Genomic DNA, 22,109 nt, shown 5'->3' with positions numbered 1-22,109 from the left:
TCGCGGCACTGCCGCTTTTAATAGCACGTATGATGATTAAATCTGATAAATGGATCCGGCGTATGGCCGAGCAATACAGCATAATCGAGCCATTCGCGCCGAATCAGGTACGCGTCGCGCCAGATGGAAATAAGCTTATCAGTTACGGAACATCGAGCTATGGATACGATATTCGTTGCGCAGATGAATTCAAGATTTTTACTAATATTAACTCAACGATCGTTGATCCAAAGAACTTCGACGAGAAGTCATTTATCGATTTCAAGGGCGATGTGTGCATTATTCCGCCCAACTCGTTTGCACTAGCACGAACCGTCGAGTTCTTCCGTGTCCCTCGGAATGTACTGACTATATGCCTAGGTAAGTCCACGTATGCGCGATGCGGAATTATTATCAACGTTACACCGCTAGAACCCGAATGGGAAGGGCATGTAACAATGGAGTTTTCCAACACGACACCACTACCGGCGAAAATTTATGCGCATGAGGGAGTCGCGCAAGTATTATTCTTCGAGAGCGACGAAGTCTGCGAGATATCCTATGCGGATCGTGGTGGAAAATATCAAGGGCAGCATGGTGTTACATTGCCCAAGACCTGAGTTTTATGTACTGCCGTACTGTAGCGGCACAACATATTCCCGGTACTTCCACTGCCACTACCATACTTGAACGGTAGAGTTTTCGGCGGTTTTTTGGAGAATCACCGATGAAGTTTCGCTACCCTGTCGTTATCATCGATGAAGATTTTCGCTCAGAGAACATATCCGGTTCGGGTATCCGTGCGCTTGCCGAGGCGATCGAGCGTGAGGGGGTGGAAGCACTCGGCCTGACAAGCTACGGGGATCTAACTTCATTCGCACAACAATCTAGTCGTGCTTCTTGCTTTATCCTGTCGATTGATGATGATGAGATCGCTCTGGTTGATGAAGTTGCCGCATCCCATGATCAAGTACCCGATCTCGCTCACGCGATTTTAGTACTGCGCTCGTTCGTTGCCGAGGTACGGCGTCGCAATGCCGATATTCCAATCTTTCTATACGGAGAGACGCGAACATCTCGCCATATTCCAAACGATATTTTGCGCGAATTGCACGGATTTATTCATATGTTTGAGGATACGCCTGAGTTCGTTGCACGGCATATTATCCGTGAGGCTAAAGTATACTTAGATTCGTTAGCACCCCCGTTCTTCAAAGAACTGGTCAAGTATGCCGACGAAGGCTCATATTCGTGGCATTGTCCAGGTCACTCCGGAGGTGTCGCATTTCTTAAAAGTCCGCTCGGTCAGATGTTTCATCAGTTTTTTGGCGAGAACATGCTACGCGCGGATGTGTGTAACGCCGTAGAGGAGCTTGGACAGCTATTAGATCATACGGGGCCGGTAGCTGCGTCTGAGCGCAATGCTGCCCGAATTTTTAGTGCCGACCATCTGTTTTTCGTAACTAACGGCACGTCTACATCCAATAAAATTGTCTGGCATGCTACGGTTGCACCGGGTGACATCGTTGTTGTAGACCGAAACTGTCACAAATCGATCTTACACGCGATCACAATGACCGGCGCAATCCCCGTTTTTTTGACTCCTACTCGCAACCATTTTGGCATTATTGGGCCAATCCCGCGCGATGAGTTTAAACCGGAGAATATCCGCCGTAAGATTGATGCGAATCCGTTCGCGCGCGAAGCGCTCGCGAAAGACCAGAAACTTAAGCCGCGGCTTTTAACAATTACACAAAGTACCTATGACGGTGTTCTTTACAATGTCGAAATGATCAAAGACTTATTGGGCAATACGATCGATACGTTACATTTTGATGAAGCTTGGCTGCCACACGCCGAGTTCCATCCGTTCTACCAAGATATGCATGCGATCGGGCGGAATGCCCGCTGGACCGATGCTCTAGTATTCGCGACTCATTCGACACACAAGCTGCTAGCCGGCATATCGCAAGCCTCGCAGATCTTAGTACAGGATTCTCAGCTACCGCGCTTTGACCGACATCGATTCAACGAGGCATACTTAATGCACACATCGACCAGCCCGCAGTATGCGATCATTGCATCGTGCGATGTAGCTGCAGCGATGATGGAGCCGCCAGGTGGAACTGCGCTAGTCGAGGAATCGATTGCTGAAGCTCTTGATTTCCGTCGGGCAATGCGTAAGGTCGATACCGAATATGGCAACGATTGGTTCTTCAAGGTATGGGGACCAGATCAGCTGGTTACTGAGGGAATTGGTTCTCGAGAGGATTGGATATTACCACCAAACGCCCGCTGGCATGGCTTCGGTAGCCTAGCCAAAGACTTTAATATGTTGGACCCAATCAAAGCAACGATCATTACTCCTGGCCTTGACATGGACGGCGAGTTTGGTGAAGCAGGTATTCCAGCAGCAATCGTTACTCGTTATCTAGCTGAACATGGCATTATTGTCGAAAAGACCGGACTATACTCGTTCTTCATTATGTTTACAATCGGCATTACTAAGGGGCGCTGGAACTCAATGGTCACCGAATTGCAGCAATTTAAGGACGACTATGATCGAAATAAGCCACTATGGCATGTGCTGCCGGAATTCGTCGCACAACATTCAATGTACGAGCGCACCGGGCTTCGAGACCTGTGTGAGCAGATTCATAGCGTGTACCGCAATAATGACATTGCTCGACTGACAACCGAGATGTACCTATCTAATATGGAGCCAGCAATGCGCCCAACGGATGCATTCGCAAAAATTGCGCACCGCGAAATTGACCGGGTGCCGATTGACGATCTTGAAGGTCGTGTTACCAGCATCTTGCTCACACCATACCCCCCAGGTATTCCTTTGTTGATCCCAGGTGAGCGGTTCAATAAAACTATTGTACGTTACCTAAAGTTTGCACGAAATCTCAATGCACATTTCCCAGGCTTTCACACTGATATCCACGGATTAGTCACTGAATCAGTCAGAGGAAACATCGAATACTTCGTAGATTGTGTACGCTCCTAAGCAGAGCAACATCGCTATTGGCTAGATAATATAGCGCGTGCGGCCGCGATGGCGTTTCGCACTTGCTGCGGCGCTGTACCACCCACATGATTTCGGCTAGAAATTGAGCCTTCCAGCGTTAGATAGTCGAACACGTCGTCACCTAGCAACGACGCGACTTCAGGCAGTTCAGAACGCAGTTGAGTGAGTGTCAGATTCGCTAGATTACAACCTTTGTCCACGCAGACCCGTACTGCATGTGCTACCGCCTCGTGTGCGTCTCGGAATGGTAAGCCGTGCTTGACGAGGTAATCAGCTAAATCAGTCGCAGTCGAAAATCCCTGTAGTGCTGCGGCTCGCATCGCATGCGGCTTAACTATAATTCCGGTAACCATTTCAGTGAAAATACGCAGTGTATCGGATACCGTATCAACCGTATCGATCAGCGGCTCTTTATCTTCCTGATTGTCCTTATTGTATGCAAGTGGCTGGCCTTTCATGATCGTAAGTAATGCAATCAAGTGTCCATTCACGCGGCCGGTTTTGCCGCGTGCAAGCTCAGGAACGTCGGGGTTTTTTTTCTGGGGCATGATCGAGGAGCCGGTGCAAAAACGATCTGCTAGGTCGATGAAGCCAATCTGCTGGTTCATCCACAGTACTAGCTCTTCAGACAGCCGCGACACATGCGTCATAATTAACGCCGCGGACGCGGTGAATTCGACTGCGAAGTCTCGGTCCGAAACCGCATCGAGTGAATTTGCGCAGATGTTATCGAAACCAAGAGTTTGGGCAACTTGCTCGCGGTCGATCGGATAACTGGTACCCGCAAGCGCTGCAGCACCTAACGGCAGCCAGTTTACTCGTTTTCGGCAGTCGAGCATCCGCTGGGTATCTCGCGTAAACATTTCTATATATGCCAGCAGATGGTGACCGAAGGTAACTGGTTGAGCGACTTGCAGGTGCGTGAGGCCTGGTAAGATTGTATCAGCATGCTGTTCTGCAAGATCAAGTAGCGCGCTTCGGAAACTCTTAAGAAGCGAACCAATCTGGTCAATCTCGCCGCGCAGCCAGAGCCGAATATCAGTAGCGACCTGGTCGTTGCGCGAGCGCCCAGTGTGCAACCGCTTACCCGCGTCTCCGATTAGTGCGGTTAGCCGGGCCTCGATATTTAGATGAACGTCTTCAAGATCTAGACGCCATTTGAATTCGCCACGCCTGATTTCACCCTGTATCTGCTCCATGCCTTTTCGGATCGCCTTGATATCGTCGTCGCTGATAATTCGTTGTACATTGAGCATTTCTGCATGCGCAAGCGAAGCTTCGATATCGACAAGTGCGAGCCGTTTATCGAAAAATATGGATGAGGTATAGCGCTTAACAAGCTCGGACATCGGCTCAGAAAAACGCGCTGACCAAGCTTCTTTCTTTTTGTGTAATTGGAAAGTCATAACGAAAGAGTGGAGGGTGCTTTTTGCTACATCACTATTCAGCAAAGATAAGCATTCTAGCATCGCCGCAGGATGGAACGCTGGTGTTGTGCGCAGTTGCTATGGCGATGGCTAGATCTGCTTGGTGTAGTGTTTGTGTTGTACAACCATTGCTATCGCCTCACATTATTTTGGATAGATTGACACGAAAGTGATCTAGCAGCAAATAATAGGCTTGAACGATAGATAATTCAATCTATTGTGAGCTAGCAGTTTTCTCGTTCAAACACGTTTTACTATGTTTATAGGCCTACCGCAGTACAGTATTATATTCAAGTAGTAAAACGATCTCTATAATTCTAGAGATTATCGATATCAAGGTGGAAAGGCTTTTACTCTATATACGTATGGTTTGAGTATACCTTATCTACAGGCTTACACTATATTACCGATATATTAAAATTAGGCTCTTTTATACAACCCTACACCACAGTTATACTCTGTGATACTTACATTCTTCTAGCGTAGCGGTTCAACCTAAAAGTGATTTCGCAGATTGAGGTACTGGCATCAGATTGCCAACTAGTCGCGATCAATGACTTGATTAGAGGGTGCTGATATCGTGTATTCACAGATTGCCAGTTGAAGTATAAGACTGAATTTACTAGTGATTTGAGTGTATCTCAAGAGATTGATAGTGCCTCTAATATAGATACATTTGCGCCTCAACCCATGGCCATGGCACTTACTCAAAGCGGAGTAGCAAAACCACCTAGCCGGCTAGCATATAGTTGATTGCTTTAGCGAGGCCACGGTTATGCTCAGATGCACGGTTATGATTAGCGTAAAACTATAGCATTCGCCCAGAGTACCCGTAGTGCCGTGATAACCGCCGTGACTATAATCACGGCGGTTATCTCACACAGCCACTGGCCGGGATCTGTCCTATCACTAAGCGACCCACGGCATTAGTGCACTGGCATCTGGCTTGCTTGACCGCCTTATCATCAAAGAAAAGTAGATCACGATTTCGTCGAAAGAATTTACATGTGCAGTTGTCTATTCTATTCGCTCGATACACGATGACTACTATTATACTAAATCTATAGTAATCAAAATTCAGGAAATACGGTTGGGTTATTGGCCTCCTTACTCGATGGCAGCGAGTTGCTATTATAATTAATTCCGGGCTTTTACTTGTACTATTTATTCTATTGTTAAGAGGAAATCTGTCATGAGTTTTAATCACGTTCTACCTGGCAAAAATCTTCCACACGATTTCAATGCTATTATTGAAATTCCAGCACAAAGCGACCCAGTCAAGTACGAGGCCGACAAGGAGTTAGGTATGCTCATTGTCGATCGTTTTATCGGAACGGGTATGCGCTACCCAGTCAACTACGGATTCATCCCACAAACGCTTTCCGGAGATGGAGATCCGGTCGATGTATTGGTAATCACGACATTTCCGCTGCTGGCGGGTTCAGTTGTCCGTTGTCGCGCATTAGGCGCGTTGAATATGACGGATGAATCTGGACAGGATGTAAAATTGATCGCAGTACCAGCCGACACGATCTCTCCAATGACTTCATATTTAAAGTCGGTCAATGACGTGCCAGCTTATCTAAAAGATCAGATCAGGCATTTTTTCCAAGAGTATAAGGCCCTTGAGACAAACAAGTGGGTAAAAGTCGAAGGCTGGGCAGATATTACTGCCGCACATAAAGAAATTATGGATGGCATTGCAAACTTCAACAATCTATAAACAAAACGTCGACACTCTCACTAAGTTGTTTTGTGCTCACATCACCGATACTAAACAGTCAAAGTTGGATTTAGGTACTTCCAGAATGAGATGAGCGAAAATCATTGCATCGACTTTATGCAAGTTGGCTTACGTCACGCTCGACAGAATACATAAAATCACTACGCGAACTAGAGGGCTTGCTAATTAATGCACACGTGAGCCGTCCTGTTTTTCTCCTAGAAGTCGTCAACGACGATGAGCATCCTAAGAGATTTCCTTATTAAATTAATGCACCATTTAATAATATATTTTATCTAAATTAATCCAGACCATAGGTAGTTTGTTTTCCACTGCTATCTCGGCATATTATCTATCTAGTGCTGGCACTATGGTATCTTTGCTCATGAATTCAAATAAATACGATTAGTAGTCTTTCTCTGGAAAGAGGCAGAAATATTGCAACTGTAGCATTCTAGACCGGATATACACGTTTTTTAAAAATAGTGCAAGTCATTATTCTTTTATTTTTTTTCTGATGTCGTGCTGTGACAAATGCAGAGAGATATAGAAAATGGTGATTCACTATATTAGTTTCTCATCATTATCGTGAGATGTAAGTTTCATTATTGAAACATAAGGTTCTAAAGCCCATATTTAAGCTCTTTTCTCCTCAGAATCGTCGATAAAAAATGCTTTTTACCCGTTCCTACAACAGAGATACGCTGCATAAATAGAGGAGTAGTGAGCTTAAGCTCTCTGCGCCGGTTTGCTAGACAATCATGAGCGATAGGTTGCTGGCTTAGTTACACTAACTATTCGGATGCAATCTAAGTACAGGCGGACTATCTAGTCATGATCACAATATTCCTGAACAATAGAGCCGCGAGAAAAATATCCATTCTTTTGTCTAGTTATTATTTGGACCTAGTAGGGCAGTGCAGTATAACAAAAGCAAAGGCATTACGAATTTTGAGTTGTTCAGCGCTTAATGTTCTTGTCTTTCTCTTTCCTTCTAAGGGCGCAGAATACGAGTTATTAAGGTGGCGATACTTGTCATTTAGTCTATATAAAAGATATGCCACAATGATGTGTGGCATATCTGAACCGCCGCGATAGCATATCGGCCTAGTAATAATACTAGGCGTTGCAATCGAGCTATTCGGTGCATTAGCTTACGCTAAAAAGATGTTACTACGTATAGTAGCTGGTGGTAGCACAACCCATGACGCTAATCCGTACCAGGTTATGCCCCGGCCCAATCAATACTTCTGTAGATATATAGCTGATGTATAGTAGCGCCGCTACTTCTGCCGCAAGTACTTTTTCGTGCATCTAGTTATATTTGGTCGTAAATATGTGACCACAGGCTGATGAACTGCACGGATCAATTAGTTTTCATAATCGCTCAATACGCTGCTCGCAACGTATTGAGAATTTTTTTATAAAAGATCACATGGATTGCACTGGCTGCAGTAGCATGTTCTATTGTGATGTATCCACATTTGGCCAATTCGCTTAGAATCGTCGTACGATAATTGTTTATACGCTGTGCAGCTAATTTATTCATTGTTTATCTATGAAAATCGCTCTTGCCCAGATCAATGTGACCGTCGGTGATTTTTCCGGAAATATTGCGAAAATCGTCGAAGCCGCGCAAGTTGCTCATAATGCTGGCGCATTGTTAATGATCGCACCAGAACTAGCTCTATCCGGCTACCCACCCGAAGACTTGCTACTACGCCCGGCGTTTTTTACAGCAAGCTATGCAGCACTTCGCGAGTTAGTCGCTCAGCTAGCATGTTTTGCTGGACTGCGCGTATTGGTCGGTCATCCACTTTGCAACGCACCGATAAGCGATGTTCATCAAACTAGACCGGTCAAGCTTAGCGCATCACCACTGGACACATTCAACGCGGCATCACTATTAGTTGACGGAAAAATTGTAGGGACATATCTAAAACAAGAATTGCCTAATACCGCAGTGTTCGATGAAAAACGGTATTTTGCTTCGCATTCAAAGCCTTTAGTATTTGAGCTTGGTGGCGTGACGTTTAGCAGCATTATCTGCGAGGACGCGTGGCATCCATCAGCCGCTTTATTAGCAAAGGCTGTAGGCGCTCAAGTACTACTGATACTAAATGGCTCTCCGTATCATATAAACAAGGAAGATGTGCGAATCGATATCTTGCGCAAGCGCATTCGAGAAACTGGTATGTCGGTTGTCTATGTAAATCTAGTAGGTGCGCAAGATGAGCTAATATTCGACGGGGGCTCGTTTGTGCTCAATACGCAGGGCGAACTAGTAGCACGCCTGCCACAATTTGTTGAACAGATAGCAATTGTCGAGTTAAGCAGTATACAACGGGCGCAACATAGAGCAATCGCGCCGCGTGAATGCATTGAGGCGCAAGTCTATGCCGCACTGGTTCTTGGTGTTCAAGATTATGTAAATAAGAACGGATTTCCTGGGGCAATTATTGGATTGTCCGGTGGTGTCGATTCTGCACTAGTACTAGCTGTCGCGTGCGACGCATTTGGTGCCGAGCGTGTGCGCGCGATTATGATGCCATCCCGCTATACTGCAGGAATATCCATGCTCGATGCCGCGGAAATGACTCGACGCGTGGGTGTGCGCTACGACGAAATTGCTATTAATCCAATGTTCGATGCGTTTCGCGGATCACTAGCCGTAGAGTTTGACGGCTCATCTGAAGATACTACTGAAGAAAACATTCAGGCCCGCATTCGAGGTACATTACTTATGGCGCTGTCCAATAAATCCGGCTGGATTGTGCTGACCACCAGCAATAAGAGTGAAATGGCTGTGGGTTACTGCACGTTATACGGAGACATGGCCGGAGGATTTGCGGTAATCAAGGATATTTCGAAGACATTAGTGTATCATCTGTGCTGTTATCGGAATTCTGCAACCACATTTTCTACGCACGACATTATCCCACAAAGAATCCTGACTCGACCGCCATCCGCTGAGCTGCGTGTAAACCAGACCGATCAAGATAGCTTGCCCGCATATGAAGTGCTAGATGCGATTATCCAGATGTATATGGAAGAAGATCAGTCGCTAACTGACATTATCTCAGCTGGCTATTCTCACGACGATGTCCATCAGGTTGCGCGGCTAATTAAGATCAACGAATATAAACGACGCCAGGCACCAATTGGAATCCGTGTTACACACCGCGCATTTGGTCGAGATTGGCGGTATCCAATCACTTCACATTTTAGTGAAAAATCTTGAATATACCTAGTCAAAAGGTGCGTTAGTGACTGCTTCGCCTGCTTAGTATAGTGAAGAGTGATCAGATTCATTTTGTACTTACCTCGAGCATTGTCACCGAGAAAAGTCTTGATAGAGTCTTGAAACCAAGGCACACTTAGGCTGAATAAAGCGTAGTTCTTAGTCCAACTAAGATACGTAGTCAATTGAAAAAAAGCTAAAGGACTTCGGCGTTGAAGTCACTGTTGTGGCAGCTTATCCCGGACCGGTGATTACTCGCTACGAAATAGAGCCGGCGGTCGGAGTTAAAGGCAGCCAGGTCGTCAACCTTGCGAAGGATCTCTCTCGCGCCCTATCACTTTCGTCGATTCGCGTGGTTGAAACGATTCCCAGTAAGAACTTCATGGGCTTAGAGGTGCCAAATCGGCATCGTCAGCCTGTGCGTCTGACGGAAATCCTAGGCTCCGCAGTTTATGTGCATTCATCTTCGCTAATTACAATAGGATTAGGAAAAGATACTAGTGGTAGCCCGATATGTGCGGACCTAGCTAAAATGCCGCATCTGCTTGTAGCCGGTACAACTGGCTCTGGTAAATCCGTCGGCATCAACGCGATGATTTTATCGCTTCTATACAAAGCTAGCGCAGAGGGTGAGGATAGAGAAAGCGGCGGTTTATTGGTGTGCGCTCAAACGCACGCATCCGAATAGTCTCTATATTATACGGACTTATTAAAGTTGAGCGTGCCGTATTACACACTCGACTATCGTTATGCGGCTTAACATTTATAGAGAAAAACTATCTTATGAATGCTTATCTAGATAACGTTGTACATCTAGCGCAGCCATGCATCCTGTGCCCGCGCTGGTGATCGCCTGCCGATAGATGTGATCCTGAACATCGCCCGCGGCAAATACGCCAGCAATTGATGTAGCCGTCGCATTGCCATTTAGACCAGAATTGGTTACAATGTAACCATTGTGCATCTCCAATTGGTCGCTGAAGATGTCGGTATTTGGCTTATGGCCAATAGCCACAAATAAACCGCGAACTGGTAAGTGAACAGTCTTACCAGTTTTTGTATGCTTAATGCGGAGGCCAGTTACGCCAGAATTATCGCCGAGAGCTTCGTCGAGTACGTAATTCCACTTGATCTGAATAATACCTTCTTTATTCTTCGTAAGTAGTCGATCGACCAGAATCGGTTCAGCGCGAAACTTATCGCGCCGATGGATGACCGTAACCTTCTTCGCAATCCCTGACAGGTATAAAGCTTCCTCGACGGCAGTGTTACCACCGCCGATTACCGCAACGCTCTCATTCCGGTAAAAAAAACCATCACAAGTTGCGCATGTGGAGACACCCATGCCCATAAACTTTTGCTCTGACGCAAGACCAAGGTATTTCGCCGATGCACCAGTTGCAATGATTAGAGAATCGCATGTATATTCACCGGAATCTCCGATTAGCCGCATCGGCTTCTCGCTGAGCTTCGCAGTATGAATTTGATCGAATACAATATCAGTATTAAAACGCTGTGCATGCTCAAGCAGCCGCTTCATTAGTTCCGGACCCTGTACCCTGTGTGGGTCGCCGGGCCAGTTCTCGATATCGGTTGTCATCATAAGCTGACCTCCCTGCGCAAGGCCAGTGATTAAAATAGGTGATAGATTGGCTCGTGCCGTGTAGATAGCAGCACTGTAGCCGGCTGGACCGGAGCCGAGAATGAGAACTTTCGCATGTTTGCTTTCGAGCATAGTAATTAATTTTTAGGAACGGTTGTTTGCATAGCCAAATCACTCGGAAATACATAAGTTATACCGGCAAGTAGCCATTATAAGGGAGCTGACTGGAATCAGTCTAATTGCACTTAGGAATGGGTAATCACTAGTTCACTTTCTCATCATGCGCGATGGTTCCGATAGCTTAGGCATCCTCCACTCATCGTGCTAATGCACGCGTAATGCTAAGTTTAATAACTTACTAGATAACAGAACGGTCTGAGCGTTTACAATAACGGCACTTTAAATTGCATTATTTACATGCCGATCTCTTATTAATTCAATGGCGAAGTCTACTTATTCCACCGAGGGAAAAGCTTTACCACATCGTCTATCTCGCTTACTAAGTGAGATGCGCTGGATACTACAGGTCGCACTCGGCTTGTTTTTGCTGATGGCATTAGTCAGCTATAGCCGATATGACCCAGGCTGGACGTATGCTGTACGGGTAGATCAGATTAAAAACTGGGGTGGTCGTATTGGTGCATGGGTAGCCGATGTCCTATTACTACTATTTGGCTTATCTACTTACTGGTGGATTGTACTGTTAGGGAGAAGCATCGCGGATAATTACTGGCGCTTCACGCAGCGCGGTGCGCAGGATACACCGACTATACTGCGCGAAGGCGGCTGGTTAACTGATATACTGTCGTTCGCGCTTGTGCTCCTAGCTAGCAACGGCTTAGAAGCGTTATGGATACCCTCTCTTAAGGCTCAGTTACTTCGGGTTCCGGGCGGCATTATTGGAGATGTAATAGCTTATGGTGTGAAAAACGCGCTTGGGTTTATCGGCGGTACGTTAACGTTACTGCTCGCGCTAGCGATAGGTCTGTCGTTATTTTTCCGCTTTTCGTGGCTTGCGACAGTTAAATGGATTAGCGATACGATAATCAGTGCAGTGATGACCTCGTGGTTGCAGCACAACAAGAAGCATAATCATAAGGCTAGCCAAGAAGTAGAAGTCAAGCACGAAGGTAAAATCGCATACAGCCGAGGACGGCCAAAGAAGCATGAGCCAGCAGTAGTCATAATACCAACTGGGTCCGAGTGCATAGAACAGGAAAAACAGGTGGGGCTATTCCAAGAGTTGCCTCGAAATAGCATGCTTCCACCAATTATTCTGCTGGATCCGCCGCCAGCTATGCTGGAAAGCGTGTCGGTTGACGCGCTAGACTTTACTTCGCGACTTATTGAAAAAAAGCTAAAGGACTTCGGCGTTGAAGTCACTGTTGTGGCAGCTTATCCCGGACCGGTGATTACTCGCTACGAAATAGAGCCGGCGGTCGGAGTTAAAGGCAGCCAGGTCGTCAACCTTGCGAAGGATCTCTCTCGCGCCCTATCACTTTCGTCGATTCGCGTGGTTGAAACGATTCCCAGTAAGAACTTCATGGGCTTAGAGGTGCCAAATCGGCATCGTCAGCCTGTGCGTCTGACGGAAATCCTAGGCTCCGCAGTTTATGTGCATTCATCTTCGCTAATTACAATAGGATTAGGAAAAGATACTAGTGGTAGCCCGATATGTGCGGACCTAGCTAAAATGCCGCATCTGCTTGTAGCCGGTACAACTGGCTCTGGTAAATCCGTCGGCATCAACGCGATGATTTTATCGCTTCTATACAAAGCTAGCGCAGAGCAAGTTCGCCTTATTATGATTGACCCAAAAATGCTAGAGCTGTCAGTCTATCAGGGTATTCCACATCTGCTGTGTCCGGTGATCACCGATATGCAACAAGCCGCTCAAACGCTAAACTGGGCCGTCGCTGAGATGGAGCGGCGGTATAAATTGATGAGCCAGCTGGGTGTGCGTAACTTAGCGAGCTACAATAATAAGATTGACGACGCGGTGCAGCGTAACGAAAAAATTTATAATCCGTGCAGCATAATGTCTGATGCACCAGAGCCGCTCGAGAAGCTACCACACATCGTAGTAATTATCGATGAGTTAGCTGACTTAATGATGGTTGTCGGAAAAAAAGTAGAAGAGCTAATCGCGCGTATTGCACAGAAAGCGCGTGCAGCTGGCATCCATCTTATACTTGCGACGCAACGGCCATCGGTTGATATAATTACCGGTCTAATTAAAGCGAACATACCTGCGCGCATTGCATTTCAAGTATCATCTAAAATTGATTCTCGCACGATCCTAGACCAGATAGGTGCTGAGTCGCTGCTTGGCCAAGGTGATATGTTGTACCTGACGCCGGGTACTGGCTTACCGGTCCGTATCCATGGTGCATTCGTATCCGATGACGAAGTTCACCGCGTCGTTAAAAAAGTAAAAGAGCAGGGTGGGTCAAACTATATCGATGGCATTCTAGAAGAGGGGGGCTAGTAAGCGCATGCGACGAAGTAGATGGCATAAGGGGTCTGGCAAATTTGACCCAATGTACGACTAAGTTGTTGAGTTATATCAGAGATGAGTATCAACTTTGCTGATACAGCGTCATTTGCATATCAGCTACAATCACGCTGTTCGGTTACTCGACTAGATATTACCGATGCTATATAACAGAAATCGCGAAATACTTAGTGCTAGTAAGTAGTAGCAAGAACCAAGTATCTTGGGTGGTGTGATAAGTCAAACATTTTCAGTGCTCTCGACTCCGTAAAGTTGCAAAGCGCGCTAAGTTTGCCGCTGGCATGAAATAAACATAAAACATTTTCATGATAAAGTTTCTTGTTCGTGCTGTATTAAGTTTGGTAACAAGCATATTAATTGCTTTGTCTTCCATGTCGTTCGCGAATGCTAGCGGTGTAATACAGTTAAAAGCATTTTTGGAAAAAGTTCATTCGGCCGATGGAAAATTTGTGCAGCACTATATTAAGGCTGACAGCCTTCGTGCATTTCAAGCGAAGGATCACGCAGGCCAAACGCCGATAGTCACGGCAAGTGGATCGTTCCAGTTTTCAAGGCCTGGTGGAAGGTTCGTATGGGTGTATCAAAAACCGTATAAACAGTTGTTGCAGTGTGATGGAGATAAGCTCTACACCTGGGACGAAGACCTGAATCAAGTAACGGTGCGAGCACTAGGCGGTGAGTTAGGCGCCAGCCCGGCTTCCATCTTATTTGGCAGTAACAATCTAAGAAAGAATTTCTCGCTGCGTGAAGCGGGCGTCAAGCAAAGTTTTGACTGGCTCGAATTAATCCCGAAGCTGAAAGATACGCATTTCGACCGTATCCGCATCGGTCTAAAGGATGGCAACCTCAAAGAAATGGAGCTGTATGATGTGTTTGGCAATCTGACGCTACTCGCGTTTTTAGACATCCGTAAGAATCCTATTCTGCCTGACGATATATTCAAGTTTGCAGTGCCGAAGGGTGCCAACGTAATTAATGGCTAACCAGTGTCTGGTAGATTTGCGACGGTACGTGACACGATACCGCTGTATGTAAGCGGGTTAAACGTCGTTCTCCAACATATGCATGTATCAATTGCTATTCGCGCTGTTGCTATCCGCGCGGCGGGGCCGCTTGCAGTAGAGCTGGTACATAGACCGCGCATCAGTATTAATCATCATGTGTGCATAATATTGTGCAGCACTCCAGTGACTTGATGCACGAAGATACGTGCACGGAGATTCCACTCGCGGCACGACTCCGCCCGAAGATGCTGACTGAAATTACGGTCAGCGCCACTTACTTGGCAAAAACAAACCATTGTCAGTGGCGTTTGAATCCGGCCAGCCTCATTCGATGATTCTATGGGGGCCGCCTGGAGTAGGTAAGACGCCTTTAGCACGCCTAATGGCCGATATATTTAATGCCGAATTCATTAAGATTCCGGCAGTGCTTTCCGGTGTCAAAGATATCCGAAAAGCGATTGATATAGCTCAGAGTCATCGCGCTCGCTCTCGACAGACATTGTTGTTTGTCGACGGAAGTTCACTTCTTCAACAAGAGCCAACAAGATGCCTTCCTGCCGCATGTAGAGTCTGGTTTGTTCATATTTGTCGGTGCCCAGAAAATCCATCCTTCGAGATTAATAGCGCCTTACTGTCCCGCGTAGCGATTTATGCTCTGAATAGTTTAAGTGATTGTGAGCAGAGTGAATTGCTTGGTCGCGTGTTTGCCAAATTAGGTGGCAAGCTAACTATTACAGACAGCGCACGAGATGTGCTAATTCACTCTGCCGATGGTGATGGGCGTAAGTTATTAAATAATATCGAAATTGTTATACAGACCGCGCACTACGTGAAAACTATGTCGATCGACAATACGCTACTCAACTTAGCGTTGACAAAAAATATGGGCTGCCTGAACAAAGCAAGTGATGCGTTCTACGATCAAGTTAGTGCATTGCACAAATCGGTGCGAGGCAGTAGCACTGACGGTGCGCTGTACTGGCTATGTCGAATCCTTGAGGGAAGAAGTGATCTACGTTATCTCGCGCGCCGTATTATTCGCATAGCCTGGGAGGATATCGGACTAGCTGATCCCCGCGCTGCACGCATTGCACTAGATGCATCGGAAACGTATGAGCGACTGGGTAGTCCTGAAGACAAGCTTGCTCTTGCCCAGGCAGTGCTGTATTTAGCCGTCGCACCGAAGTCGAATGCTGACTATAACGCATATAATACAGCACAGAGCTTTGTTTCGCGGGATAAGTGTCGGGAAGTGCCAGTACATCTACGTAACGTGCTGACTAATCTAATAAAGTCGCGTTCTTATAATCATGCATACCGCTATGCGCATAATGAGCCCGATGCTTATGCGGCTAGTGGAAAATATTTGCCAGATGGAATACAAGAACCTGGCTGGTATACACCCGTACCACGCGGGTTAGAGCAAAGAATCAGCGAAAAGCTAGAGCACCTGCGCAGTCTCGACCAAGCATGGCGGAACACACATAAGCATGGAGAATAGTCAAAATATGCATACTCGCCAGAGCTAAATATAACTTTGCGGAAAAAGAACACGAGGTAAACTGCTAATTAGTCTCTGGGTTGCGACAATCCGTACCATCTGTCGATACGGTAAATCTGAATTTATCCAACGTATTGCGAAGCTTCTTATGCTTGACATCACGCTGCTCCGTAAGGACATTGACGCGGTTGCCCACCGGTTAACCGATCGCGGCCATGCATTGGCCGTCTCCGCATTTCGGGAACTTGAATCCGAACGTCGTCGACTCCAAACACATACAGAAGATCTGCAGTCAGATCGTAATACCCTCTCTAAGAGAATCGGTACGATGAAGAAGCGGGGCGCAGATACTTCCGAGATAATGGGGAAAGTTGTAGGTATAGGTGATGAGATAAAGGCGCTGACGATTTGTCTAGATGAAGTTCATAGAAAATTATCTGAGCTTTTACTAGATATCCCAAACCTACCGCACGAGTCTGTGCCAATCGGTTTGGACGAGACAGGAAATGTTGAAGTGCGTCGCTGGGGAACGCCGCGTACATTTAATTTTTCAGTTAAGGATCATGTAGATCTTGGTGTGCCACTGGGAATTGATTTTGAAGCGGGTGCAAAGTTAGCCGGTTCGCGTTTCACGTTACTGCGAGGCCAGGCGGCGCGTTTGCATCGTGCGCTCGCGCAATTTATGCTCGATACACACACGCAGAAACATGGCTATACCGAGTGCTATACTCCGTATATTGTAAACTCTGGGAGTTTATATGGCACTGGTCAGTTACCTAAGTTCGCTGACGACATGTTTCGCGTTGAGAAGGGTGGCGGTAACAATAAAGTGACACAATATTTAATCCCGACGTCAGAAATCCCGCTGACCAACACAGTTCGCGACAGCATTATCAACGCGGATCAATTACCTATCCGATTAACCGGACATTCGCCATGCTTTCGCTCTGAGGCCGGCGCGTACGGGCGCGATACCCGCGGTATAATGCGTCAACATCAGTTTGACAAGGTTGAGTTAGTGCAAATTACATCGCCAGATAGCTCATACCAGAGACTAGAGGAAATGGTAGGACATGCTGAAGCGATCTTGCAGCAGCTAGAGTTACCATATCGCGTAATCGCACTATGTACTGGAGACATGGGGTTCTCAGCGGCAAAGACATATGATCTCGAGGTATGGTTGCCGGCCCAAAACACCTATCGAGAGGTCTCGTCGTGCTCAAACACCGAGGCGTTCCAAGCGCGTCGCATGCGAGCGCGGTTCCGAACTGCACAAGGTAAACCTGAATTAGTTCATACATTGAATGGTTCTGGGTTAGCAGTCGGCCGCACGCTGGTAGCGATTTTGGAGAATGGCCAGAATGCAGATGGATCCGTCACGATTCCATCTGCATTGCGTCCATACATGGGGCAGCATCGCGAGGAGGTAGCATTGGATAAAGATATAAATTCAAACAGTCTCTTGATTAAAAATCCTCTTGGGGGCAGCTCGATAGATAACTTATAATATCCAACTCCGCTGAGTACCAACCTGATTAATAACAATCAGAATCCTAGGAAAAGTGGCAGAGTGGTCGAATGCGCCGGACTCGAAATCCGGTATACGGTTTTCCCGTATCGAGGGTTCGAATCCCTCCTTTTCCGCCAAAGCAGTGAGTTGTTTGAGGCTTTTCCAGCCTAGATTCCACTTTTGAAATAATGTTCTCTAAAGGGTTTTACGTTAACAGGTTAAGTATTCTTTTTGGAATGCTCCTTTGGCCTTGCCCCCTTAACTATCTTGCGTCTTGTCAGCCACTTGCTGTAAATTACGCTTGAGTTGGTGGCCTGTTTTGCTAATAACCTTTCTCGCAATCTCATCAGTTTTTTCTGTTGTGTCTAGCTACGCCTTGCGCTTAGTCTCTATTTATATTATTTCTCTTGTCTAACAAAAAGACGAAGAGCTGGTCTTGGTATTAAGCACGTATCGCTTATGTACGCGAATTGCGCTTTCTTCTATAGCTTATTTTGGCGTGCAAGCGGATTTTAACAAGTCGTTTGAGGTGTGGCCGATGTCTGATATGCACTGTGCCACTGGTCGTTGCTGCTCTAGTCAGCGCGGCGAAATTGTCTATCGGCCAGCGCTGTGCTTTAGTCAGCGAAATAACACTCCGATCTGCGAGTTCGCATCTGTTATGCAGGGTAAACAGCAGCAGCTCGTTGCAGACCTAGCCGTTAAATCCGATACAAACTTTTGTGGACGTCAGTGCTGGATTTTGAAATATAACCCACGATATATTTTCCTAAATATTTTAGGCGAGCATCTTAAGCTAGATAGCTTGTCCGCTAATATTTATCGTATTATCTTCGGCTTTCTTATTGTATATATCTGTCCCGCAGGAATCTGCTGTTGCGGTTTATACAGAAGTTGCTGTTTATACAGGATTTCCGTGACTATAAATGCTAACCAGCTGGCAGCTGGTTGTTGCGTCTATGTGGGTTGCCTCTCAATGGCACAACCCCGGGCGGCTACGCTTCCCCTTTGCATTCAGCACGTTCGATATACCACGTCTAAGTGCTTACTGTTTCCATCTTCAGTTTTTTTCAAAAACTTTCCCGCTGATGAGCGCTGTTGCTACCGCTTTTATGGATTCTTTAGTTCTCACATGCATGAGATCACTCCCATAGAATGATGCTTGTCTTTGTGTAGCAACCTCTATTCATAGCAAGCGAGAAGCCACCAGATGTTACGCCATTATTTAGATTAATACGGAGAATCTTGCATAGCGTAGTTCAGTGGGCCTCTAAAACACAAAATTTTTATAATCTATATGTCGGCCAAGAAATCGCTTTTTTTCGAACTGCGTAGCGGTACGATAGATATGCTTCTGTTTGTCGTGAAGACAACTAATCTGGCTGAAATACGCGCCGAACTAAGTCGACGCTTCGATGCAACACCGGGGTTTTTCTCTAACGATGTAGTGGCAATCGACGTGCGACAGCTCTCCTCGAACCAACACGTTCTAATCGCAGAGATGGCCGAGATACTGAGGGAATTTAAGATGTATCCGGCTGGTATTGTTGCAAATGAGGAACAACGGTCATGGGCACAATTTAATGCACTGCCGTTTATTAAGTTGCATGAACGACTTGTGCTACGCAGCGATGAGCCCGAGGCGGTAGCACCGCCGTGGACTCAATCGTTCGACATAATAGCGCAGCCACAGAATGCCTCCGCAGACAGAACTGAGCAGAGTAGTAATACTACAACACTAGTAATTGACAAGCCACTGCGTTCTGGGCAGCAGATCTACGCAAAAGGCGACCTCGTGATATTAGGCCTGGTCAGCCATGGAGCGGAAGTTATTGCCGAGGGCAACATCCATATCTATGCACCGCTACGTGGACGCGCACTGGCAGGCGTGTATGGCAATTACAGCGCACGGATCTTTTGCACGTGCTTAGAGCCGGAACTGATCTCGATTGCCGGTATCTACCGGACCACCGAGATGCCCCTTAGTCCCGATTTACTTGGCATGTCGGTACAGATCCGACTAGCGGACGAGAAGTTGATTATCGAGCCGCTTCGGTTGACATAGCGGCATCTATATATTGATAAATACAGGTTAACGGTATGGAAAAAATTATTGTGGTGACTTCGGGTAAAGGCGGAGTTGGTAAGACAACGACAAGTGCAAGCTTTTCGTCTGGACTCGCACTGCGCGGGCACAAGACGGCCGTTATAGATTTCGATGTTGGCCTCCGTAATCTTGATCTTATTATGGGCTGTGAGCGTCGTGTCGTATATGACCTGATTAATGTAATTCAAGGTGAAGCAAACATTCACCAAGCGCTAATCAAAGATAAGAAGTGCGAACAGTTATATATCCTGCCCGCATCGCAAACGCGCGACAAGGATGCATTGACGCTAAAGTGTGTAGAGAAGGTTATTCATGACTTAACTGAGATGGACTTTGAGTACATCGTTTGCGATTCACCAGCCGGTATTGAGTCCGGTGCGTTGATGGCGATGCACTTTGCAGATGAAGCATTAATTGTTACGAACCCTGAAGTATCATCAGTCCGGGATTCAGACCGGATCCTAGGGATCCTAGCGTCTAAGACGCGCCGCGCGATCGAGGGTACAGAACCCATTAAGGAGCACCTCCTAATTACGCGCTATAATCCTAAGCGTGTCAGTGAGGGCGAGATGCTATCGCTAGATGATATCCAGGAGGTTCTTCGGATCCCATTAATTGGTGTAATTCCAGAATCTGAGTCGGTGTTACATGCATCAAACCAGGGTGTGCCGGCAGTATATTTAGACGGGACCGATGTGGCCGAATCTTACAGAGACGTAATCGCACGCTTCCTTGGAGAGCAGAAGCCACTGCGATATATTGACTATCAAGAGCCGAGCTTATTACAACGTCTGTTCGGTAGCAAGTAAGGGGGGGGGAATGTCGACTCTTTCTTTTTTGCTTGGCGAAAAACGTAAATCCGCATCAGTTGCAAAGGAGCGATTGCAGCTGATTATCACCCATGAGCGTGTAGCTGGACGAGCACAAGCCGACTATTTTCCAGCACTGCAGCGTGAGCTTGTTGCGGTGATCTCAAAATATATCAAGATCTCGCATGATGATATTAGGGTGCATCTTGAGCAGCAGGACGACCTTGAGGTGCTCGAAGTCAAGATTGAGATTCCGCAACCATAATCGCGTATTGTAATTAACGTAGTCGCTACCAATAAGATCATAAGTGCATTTATGATTCTCGCAATAGCGATTATCACAGTGAGATGACATCGGTGCTAAGTATCGCAGAGTGCGCACAAATACTAATGCATTGACGATGTCGACATAAATATACCGTCTGGTATTCTGAGTAGATATAAACTGATATCGTCGATGCTATCCTAGCAGTAGGTAAAGTACGTACAGCTTATCTCTGCCGAACGCATGACTTCCCGATGCGGAACCACAACGCTGCGATAGTCGAGCCTGCCTCGATGTGCCGAGAAACAACAAACTAGCTTGCAGCTAGAATCTACGATGAGTTCTGCGATCGAAACTCTACTTTGGTCAGTAGTATATTGAACGCAGCAGATAAGGGGCTTACCTACTGCGCCCGACGAGATCAAATAGTTCAATACTCATCCTACTGTAGGATGCACTTTGGATGGACGCGGTACAAGCTCAGATTAGTTATCTACCTCTTTAGCAGGTAGATTACAGAACTGGGGCTGTAGGATCGAGTTATCGCTACGTGGGATAGCTAGATGAGTTATGCGCCGAACTAGCCACATGGCAGTGCTTCCTTAAATAGCCGATACTCTCCAAGGGTAACAGTCTATATTGTTATTACAGTTAATACGATGTGCCAGTGCATTTCCTTCTAACTTACTACGTTAGAGCACCTCGGTTTATAAAGAACACCGCGATTTATGGGTGTGGCATCTCTTGAAGATGAGTTTTCTCATGGGGTTGTCCTTGGCTAATCGATGCGTGATGCATCTTTTTTTCATGCCAAGGCCTTGTTAAGAATAAATCCGAAAACATTCGTTGACCAGCCACAATGTATAGCCTTGTGTGATAGTGAGGGAACTGGAGGGGTCGGATTCACCTCTTTCGAGGTTATATCGGTATTTCTCTCAATTATTATTATTGAAACGATGAAAAACGCATAATACTAGAGCGTTACGACAACGGAATAAAAATAGCTTCTATATGCCCTCTCTTTGAGGAAGTGGCTGTTAGATAGTGACTAAGTATTTTTTGTAGCAAGCGCTTGTACTATATCGAACACGCGATGCCAGTTTATCTTTTCGTGAATTGTTGAACGTATTGTGATCATGGTATCACTCAAAACTTATGTCAGGTGCCTGCCGAGCGTGGTTAAGTAGTTGTTTTGCGCGCTGCGCTCAAGCGATCAGCGGTCTTTATCCGATTTCTGCTAGGCTTAATTATTCTTGTCAGAAACCGTATTATGGCTACCGGCCACATGCCTTTAGCTGTGCCACGTGTTTTATGACTTATAAGAATGCTCTGAAATATATTTGATTTGTATAAATAGAGAATTGCCGTCGAATTATTAATTTAGTGAAGAG

At 46.3% G+C, this 22,109-nt stretch carries 11 protein-coding genes, 1 tRNA gene and 3 pseudogenes; 13 read left to right on the top strand and 2 right to left on the bottom strand.

Features of this window, described 5'->3' with window-relative positions:
* The first annotated feature begins 29 nt into the window (after window positions 1-29).
* Both dcd and GJV44_RS01625 read left to right on the top strand, forming a co-directional pair.
* The gene (gene dcd, locus GJV44_RS01630; RefSeq protein WP_226806754.1) at window positions 30-599 is read left to right on the top strand and encodes a dCTP deaminase; all 570 of its coding nucleotides are present in this window, start codon (window positions 30-32) and stop codon (window positions 597-599) included.
* A 107-nt stretch (window positions 600-706) separates the two neighbouring features.
* The gene (locus GJV44_RS01625) at window positions 707-2,992 is read left to right on the top strand and encodes an arginine/lysine/ornithine decarboxylase (protein WP_226806753.1); all 2,286 of its coding nucleotides are present in this window, start codon (window positions 707-709) and stop codon (window positions 2,990-2,992) included.
* A 14-nt stretch (window positions 2,993-3,006) separates the two neighbouring features.
* On the opposite strand, the gene argH is transcribed toward GJV44_RS01625, so the two are convergent.
* The gene (argH, locus tag GJV44_RS01620; RefSeq protein ID WP_226806752.1) at window positions 3,007-4,419 is read right to left on the bottom strand and encodes an argininosuccinate lyase; all 1,413 of its coding nucleotides are present in this window, start codon (window positions 4,417-4,419) and stop codon (window positions 3,007-3,009) included.
* Between the two features lie 1,213 nt (window positions 4,420-5,632).
* Here argH and ppa point away from each other — a divergent pair.
* The 3 genes and pseudogenes from ppa to GJV44_RS01605 all read left to right on the top strand — a co-directional run.
* Window positions 5,633-6,163, top strand: a complete 531-nt coding sequence (ppa, locus tag GJV44_RS01615) for an inorganic diphosphatase (protein ID WP_226806751.1) — start codon at window positions 5,633-5,635, stop codon at window positions 6,161-6,163.
* Between the two features lie 1,558 nt (window positions 6,164-7,721).
* Window positions 7,722-9,404, top strand: coding sequence for an NAD+ synthase (locus GJV44_RS01610; protein WP_226806750.1), 1,683 nt, complete (start codon window positions 7,722-7,724; stop codon window positions 9,402-9,404).
* Window positions 9,405-9,588: 184 nt separating this feature from the next.
* Window positions 9,589-10,032 (top strand): annotated as a pseudogene (locus GJV44_RS01605) (DNA translocase FtsK); the annotation flags it as partial.
* Window positions 10,033-10,185: 153 nt separating this feature from the next.
* On the opposite strand, the gene trxB reads toward GJV44_RS01605, so the two are convergent.
* Entirely contained in the window at window positions 10,186-11,139 is a 954-nt protein-coding gene (gene trxB / locus GJV44_RS01600; RefSeq protein WP_226806749.1) for a thioredoxin-disulfide reductase, read from the bottom strand.
* Between the two features lie 307 nt (window positions 11,140-11,446).
* Between trxB and GJV44_RS01595 the strand changes: the two are divergent.
* From GJV44_RS01595 to minE, 8 genes and pseudogenes are all read left to right on the top strand, one after another.
* Window positions 11,447-13,649 (top strand): annotated as a pseudogene (locus GJV44_RS01595) (DNA translocase FtsK); the annotation flags it as partial.
* A gap of 178 nt (window positions 13,650-13,827) precedes the next feature.
* Complete coding sequence (lolA, locus tag GJV44_RS01590; RefSeq protein ID WP_226806748.1) at window positions 13,828-14,505, top strand: outer membrane lipoprotein chaperone LolA; 678 nt, start codon at window positions 13,828-13,830, stop codon at window positions 14,503-14,505.
* A 212-nt stretch (window positions 14,506-14,717) separates the two neighbouring features.
* A pseudogene (locus GJV44_RS01585) lies at window positions 14,718-16,027 on the top strand (replication-associated recombination protein A).
* A gap of 148 nt (window positions 16,028-16,175) precedes the next feature.
* Window positions 16,176-17,534, top strand: coding sequence for a serine--tRNA ligase (gene serS, locus GJV44_RS01580; protein ID WP_226806747.1), 1,359 nt, complete (start codon window positions 16,176-16,178; stop codon window positions 17,532-17,534).
* Window positions 17,535-17,583: 49 nt separating this feature from the next.
* Window positions 17,584-17,674 (top strand) — tRNA-Ser (locus GJV44_RS01575).
* Window positions 17,675-18,834: 1,160 nt separating this feature from the next.
* Window positions 18,835-19,602 (top strand): septum site-determining protein MinC, encoded by a 768-nt coding sequence (minC, locus tag GJV44_RS01570; protein ID WP_226806746.1) that lies wholly within the window; start codon window positions 18,835-18,837, stop codon window positions 19,600-19,602.
* A gap of 35 nt (window positions 19,603-19,637) precedes the next feature.
* Window positions 19,638-20,453 carry a septum site-determining protein MinD gene (minD, locus tag GJV44_RS01565; protein WP_226806745.1) on the top strand — a complete coding sequence of 272 codons (816 nt, stop codon included), beginning with the start codon at window positions 19,638-19,640 and terminating at the stop codon, window positions 20,451-20,453.
* Between the two features lie 10 nt (window positions 20,454-20,463).
* Window positions 20,464-20,718: a cell division topological specificity factor MinE gene (minE, locus tag GJV44_RS01560; protein WP_226806744.1), complete on the top strand. Its 255-nt coding sequence runs from the start codon at window positions 20,464-20,466 to the stop codon at window positions 20,716-20,718.
* Window positions 20,719-22,109 lie beyond the last annotated feature (1,391 nt).

This window comes from Candidatus Vallotiella adelgis, assembly GCF_020541305.1.
Taxonomy (GTDB): Bacteria; Pseudomonadota; Gammaproteobacteria; order Burkholderiales; family Burkholderiaceae; genus Mycetohabitans; species Mycetohabitans adelgis.
Note: the sequence above shows the minus strand (reverse complement) of the source record. Positions and strands in the feature narration are given on the sequence as shown.